This is a genomic window from Nitrospirota bacterium (assembly GCA_016212215.1).
Lineage (GTDB): Bacteria > Nitrospirota > 9FT-COMBO-42-15 > HDB-SIOI813 > HDB-SIOI813 > JACRGV01.
This window is the reverse complement of record JACRGV010000075.1, coordinates 1-6,171: the sequence shown is the minus strand read 5'-3', so window position 1 is coordinate 6,171 and position 6,171 is coordinate 1. Positions and strand designations below refer to the sequence as shown.

Annotated in this window: 4 protein-coding genes; all 4 read right to left on the bottom strand. The window is 43.8% G+C overall.

The genetic code is table 11. The features are described from left to right. Window positions 1–369: 369 nt before the first annotated feature. Window positions 370–1,458 carry an alanine dehydrogenase gene (gene ald / locus HZA08_06490; protein MBI5193074.1) on the bottom strand — a complete coding sequence of 363 codons (1,089 nt, stop codon included), beginning with the start codon at window positions 1,456–1,458 and terminating at the stop codon, window positions 370–372. Window positions 1,459–1,669: 211 nt separating this feature from the next. After that, window positions 1,670–2,953, bottom strand: a complete 1,284-nt coding sequence (locus HZA08_06485) for a hypothetical protein (protein ID MBI5193073.1) — start codon at window positions 2,951–2,953, stop codon at window positions 1,670–1,672. 38 nt (window positions 2,954–2,991) lie between these two features. Next, entirely contained in the window at window positions 2,992–5,307 is a 2,316-nt protein-coding gene (locus HZA08_06480; GenBank protein MBI5193072.1) for an Ig-like domain-containing protein, read from the bottom strand. A gap of 76 nt (window positions 5,308–5,383) precedes the next feature. Next, on the bottom strand, window positions 5,384–6,007 hold the full coding sequence (locus HZA08_06475; GenBank protein MBI5193071.1) for a DUF3137 domain-containing protein: 624 nt from the start codon (window positions 6,005–6,007) through the stop codon (window positions 5,384–5,386). Between the last annotated feature and the right edge of the window lie 164 nt (window positions 6,008–6,171).

Here is a 6,171-nt window from a genome sequence, read left to right as displayed (position 1 = left end):
CGAAAATCAACCCCATCCCCACCCTACCCCTCCCCTTGAAGGGGAGGGAATCAACATAGCCCCCTCTCCCTCAGGGAGAGGGTTAGGGTGAGGGTGGGGTTTTCATTGCCCTTTGTGAACCCCCGGTTCATGGGAGTTCATCCGAAAATCACCTCCAGCGGGGTAAGAAAACCCCGCCTATCCCTTTCTACGAGGATAGGCGGGACTTTCTTGTCCCGCTGATTTTCATTGCCCTTTGTGAACCCTCGGTTCATGGGAGTTCATCCACAAATCATAATTCTGTCATCCCCGAACGATTTTATCGGGGATATGTCGTATAAATCAGATTCCCGATAAAAAACTTCGGGAATGACAAATAACTTCTTGCTTCTACTCATTGTTCATTGCTAATGCAACTGCCTTGCACACTATCCTGCCGTCAACCACATTAAGCCCTCTTGCCAGGCTTACATCCTCCTGAAGTGCCTCATGCCATCCTGAATCAGAGAGTTTTATTATGTAAGGCAAAGTCACATTGGCGAGGGCAAATGTGGCACTCCGTGGATAAGCACCCGGCATGTTGACAACACAGTAATGAATAACACCGTTTACATCAAATACCGGATTGGAATGTGTGGTAGGTCTTGATGTCTCAATACACCCGCCCTGGTCAATGGACACATCCACTATCACCGACCCTTTTTTCATCCTGGATACCAATTCTCTTTTAACAATATGCGGGGCCTTTGCACCCGGATTCAGCACAGCCCCTATCACAACATCTGAAGATACCACCTCCTTCTCAATGCTGTGTTCATTAGCAGAGAGGGTCATAATCCTCCCGTTGAACATATCATCAATATGCTTTAATATCTTTGGATTCCTGTCAAATATCACCACCCTTGCACCCAGCCCGATCGCAATCCTTGCGGCATTCTGCCCTACTGTCCCGGCACCAAGTACTGTAACCTTTCCTGAAGACACGCCCGGCACCCCGCTGATAAGGATTCCGGCCCCGCCCCTGCTCTCCTGCAGATGATATGCAGCAACAATCGGCGCCATACGGCCCGCTATCTCACTCATTGGGATCAGGATAGGAAGGGTACCATCGTCAAGCTGAACAGATTCATAGGCTATCCCCACTACCCCGCTTCCCATAACAGCCTCAGTCAACTCCCTGCTTGATGCAAGATGAAGAAATGTAAAAAGCACCTGCCCTCTTCTAAGAAACGGATATTCCTGCGGCAAAGGCTCTTTTACCTTAACAATCATGTCAGCCTGTGCAAACACCTCCTCAGCCGACTGAACTATTATCCCACCTGCCTCAATATATTCATCATCCGATAACCCGCTCCCTGCCCCTGCCCTGCTCTGGACAATGACTTTATGACCATTCCTTGTCAACAGCCTTACCCCGGAAGGAACTACCGCCACCCGGTACTCATGGTCTTTGATCTCTTTTGGTATACCGATTATCATGATTTTATTCCCTCAATTATGTCATTAGTTATGTTCAGACACTTTATTGGAAACCTGTAGGAAAATCAAGTATAGAATGGAATTATGTACTACAAAGCATTTAAGGAATTTGATGAAAAGGGTCCTGCCAAAATCACTGTGCAAGATTTTGCAAGAGCCTCGTCTAATTTTACAATTAAGCAATAGAGATTGTATTATAATGCCTGCAAGTTTAAAATCCAAGGGCAGCATAATATCTTTTCAAAAATTCATCCCACTTATATTGATTAATAAAATCGCCATAATTACCAGTGTTGGTCTCTGGATCATAGTTTTTATAATTATGATCATAAGTTAAATTCATTGCATCAGGCATCTTAAAAAATACGATTGATATGCCATTGGCATTCCTCCTGTCCATGCCGTGGTATTCAGCAATGGTCGCCTTAGAAACAAGCTCCGGTATCTCTGTCTCAAGGCCGATTAACCTGCTCAGATCCAACAGGTCAACATAGACATAAGGCTGAACGTACCAGTCTATATCCTGCACATTATTTCTACTATTCTTTATCATTTGGAGGGTGTTCTCTCGTGTTGCTGGGGCGGGGTCATCCAGCATTGATATAAGTTGAACAGCAGCCATATCTATCTGTTTAGCAATCAACTCTATATATTTAGTACGGTGGGCTGCAATAGAGTGCCTTTTTTCATAAGCCGGATCTGAGGGGTAAAAGTCATTCTCAAAAAAATCTCTATATGCATCAACGATTTTACCTGCCAAATCCTCCGGCATCATCCCCGGATTTACTGTAAGTGACAAAAGTATTGATCCATAATCCCAGCCATTTGATTGGCCCACCTCCTGTGAGGTTATTATAATATCAGCAAGTTCCCTGAACTCATAAAGCGCTTCGATGGTACCCATGATACTCGCATCAAAACCGAGTATATCTATCTTCAGCCCTGATTTCTTTATAGCATCCCTGACCTTGAAATTTGAAAGGAATGCGCTGTGATTATCATCATCATAAAGCACAGAGTGAACTGTTTTTTGTAAAGGGACTGACGGCCCATCCCCCTGGTCCCAGCCATTTCCGTGATTCCATAGGATGAGCATAGTCCGATCAGCAGGATATGAGTCCTTTGCCCAGATCAGGAAATCGGTAAGGGTTTGGGGGGCTGCCATGTCCAATTCGCCAAGGTCAGAGATGAGTTCGCTTGAGCCTTTAATTATGCGATAACGTTTCGTGGTAATAGCGCCTTTAAGATCAAGTTGTAAAATAATATTTACATTTTGGGTTGACCCGACCGCCTCCATTTCTGAAATATCTGCAAGTGCAGCCTTAGAAAGATTGTTATCACCATCCATATAGACAAGGACAGTCCATGTTTGAGAGGATGCCTTTCCCTGACAAGAGATAAATAAAAGAGCGGCTGCAGTCAATAAAAGCGGAAACAGTGCGTACAAAAAAGGCAGGCAAAGGTCTCCCCCTATGCCTGCCTTTCTGTTTTTCAATGAAATACTGAAAATATTAACGATGATATTAGATTATCCTACTGCACTGCACCGGCAGTATCCTGTACATCGCCGGTAGTATCAATCGTATTACCTGCCACATCTTTTACATTGGATACGGTTATAACAGTCGCATTGGTGACAGTATCATCGCCGACTGTTGCTGTGTTCATTCCTCTGATTGCAGATACATTAGCTGAGAAAGGCAGAGCCTGTACGTCATCAGAACCGGTCAGGACAACAGATTCAATAACACCATTTGGACCTGATGAAATTGTAGTCCCAACTACTACATCATCACATGCCCCGTTAGCAGCACCGTTTCCATCTGTATCGCAGGGCGTGCTGTTAAGTACCCCATTAGTGCCGGCAGTAATGGCTGTTTGATTGGCAGTATTTAAATAAGTATCACCTGCTGCCAAAACTGATTGAAGTATCCCATTTGCTCCGGTTGAAATAGTTCTGCCGAGTGTATTCTGTGTAAGGCTTCCAGAAAGAGTCAGAGCAACATTATATGGTGCTGCAAGTGTGTAGACCGCAGAGGAAACAGTGGGGGCTGTGCCTGATGCAACTGAGATTACATAATTCCCGGCGGTTTCTACGGAGGACTCATCCATAGGTTCATTAAATGATAATGTGATAGTACTATTTTCATCTTTTATGTCAGCGACAAACGCACCGGCAGCGATATCTAATTTTGGTTTAACTTTATCCTCTGCTGTTACTGCTGCACTTCCATCAGACTCAGTGAAGTCTGAATTGACAGACTTCACAACATAAGAGTATGTAAGCATTGTCTGTCGGTCTTCAATAAATGTATAACCATCTCCATCATTGTCAGGAATTGTAGTATCTGTAAAATCCGATTGATTACTGGTGTTGACAAACTTATATGCCCCGCTGTTAATAGTAGATCCCCACACCTGATTCATTGCCCTGTAGATATTATAGGATTTTGCACCTGATACAGGCAGCCAGTCAAGTACAGGATTTACTCCGGAATAGTCAATACCGGTATTATTGACGAGGGTCACCGTTGGGGCAGATGCAGTAGCGCCGCCATTTGTTGTAAAGGCCACTAATCCTTTAGCGCCAAGGTTACTCACTGCCGTATCACTAGAATCTACAAGAGTGACACCAGTAATATTTACGCTGTATCTTGCAGATGGTGCCAATGTTGGAATACTTACTGTGAGCGATTTAAAATCAGTACTCCATGAAAGGGTGTGGGCAATATTGCTTGCCTTTATCCCATCATAGTTTACTGCAACATCTTTGTATAAACCGCTTACCTGTGAATTAGCGGCTGTTGTGGCAGCGGCATAGGCTGTCTGTTTAATAGGCTCACTAAAGGTATAAACAACATTAGTTGCTGCAGGTGTGATGTCTGCATTATTTTCCGGGCTCACGCTGATTATGGTTGGTGCAGTCGCATCTGTTGATGCCACAAGGACAGTTGTGCCTGCTTGTACAGACAATGTCTTTGTTTCACTGTCTGACGGTGAGACAACAACCAAGCCCGCCCCATTAGAGTATGTCTGATCGGAATTCCATGCCTTGATTGTAAAGGATTGCATTGACTCTATGTTTGGAAAGGTGAACACACCGCCTGCGATAGTAGTTGTACTGCCCACAACATTTCCGGATGCCCCGGTCCCTCCAGCGCTGCCCTCTGAGTTACTGGAACTATTTGAAACGATCTCGACAGTCCATCCGCTATCTACGGGTTGTTTTGTGTCAGAATAAGCCACAACCCCTGTAATAGTAGCTGCAAGCTTTCCCACACTTATTTTACCTGCAGACGCTAATCCTGTTACAGGAGTGTCATGATTTGTACTGGTGGTATTAGCTTGACTATTAGTACCACTTCCTGAGTTAGCACTGGTCGAAAGATCATTATCATTCGTAGTATCATTAAGAGAAGTATATGTAACGGGCATTGTGTCATAGACAAAATCAGGATAACGCGGTGTAGTCGTTGCACTTGTCATATTGACAGGACTAGTTACATTTCTCAAGTCAATAGTCATCTCATAAGAATCATTTACTTTTGGAATACCATCACCTGATGAACCGGTCGCCGGCACATCATTGATAGTAAACTGCCCTGTCTCGCTCGTAGTAGTTCTTCCCACACCAATATCAACGACAGCCCCAACAATAGGTTGTTGAGTTACAGCATCCCTAAGTACCCCCTGGATTATACCTGTAGGGTTCAGGGTATCCGGATTAGGACTGGTCACTGAACTGCGATCGGTTTTATTACTACAGCCTGTAATGACATATAAAGATAATACTGCTGTAAGGATAATAAAAAATTTTTGCTTCATTATAATGTCTGATAACTTCTTCATAGAATTTCTCCTTTCATAAACTGTTTGTGATATAGATATAATTGACCTCAAATAACGACAAGGGCATTCCTGATAATCACCTCCTTCCAGATAGCCTCCCCTTATACTTCTTTAATCTATTTAAAAAAAGAACGCTTGTTTCTATGACTTTGTCATAATCCTGATCTGAAGTTGCTATGCCGTCTATTGAAAGGAGAAACCTCCCCTTTTCAAACTTGATGTCTAATTGCTTATTAGTACATTTCATCAAGTCATTCTGAATCTCAGGGAATAATATCTCCGAAATAAAGTATTCATCATTGCCTTTAACTTTAAACATCCTGACAAATTCTTCATTACCAATCTTTATCTCCTTAACACTAAGCAGACTGTCTATAGCAGACTGGACGGATTCTGACTTCCTCATAATCCTGAAGAATTGATCCTGTAAAGACGGCACAGAAAAATCCACATAAGTCATATCACCCCGCCTCCCTCTTGTGCCGCCGCCCGGCATGGCTGATATTATAAAGCTTACTCCATCAAACTCAAGAGAAAGACGCGGATAATACAACAAAGTACCGCCTTTTACATCCCCGCCCCTTTTCACTGCCTGCCTTTTCAATGCCTGCAGCATCCCCTTATTTGCCCTCCCTTTAACAAAGGCGGAAACCACGATTATCAGTACTATTGCAATTATCAGGATAAGATAGATACTCAATAACTATCCTCTCTCTTATTTATTTCATCCGAAAATCAACCCCATCCCCACCCTACCCCTCCCCTTGAAGGGGAGGGAATCAACATAGCCCCCTCTCCCTCAGGGAGAGGGTTAGGGTGAGGGTGGGGTTTTCATTGCCCTTTGTGAGACCGCGGCTCATGAAT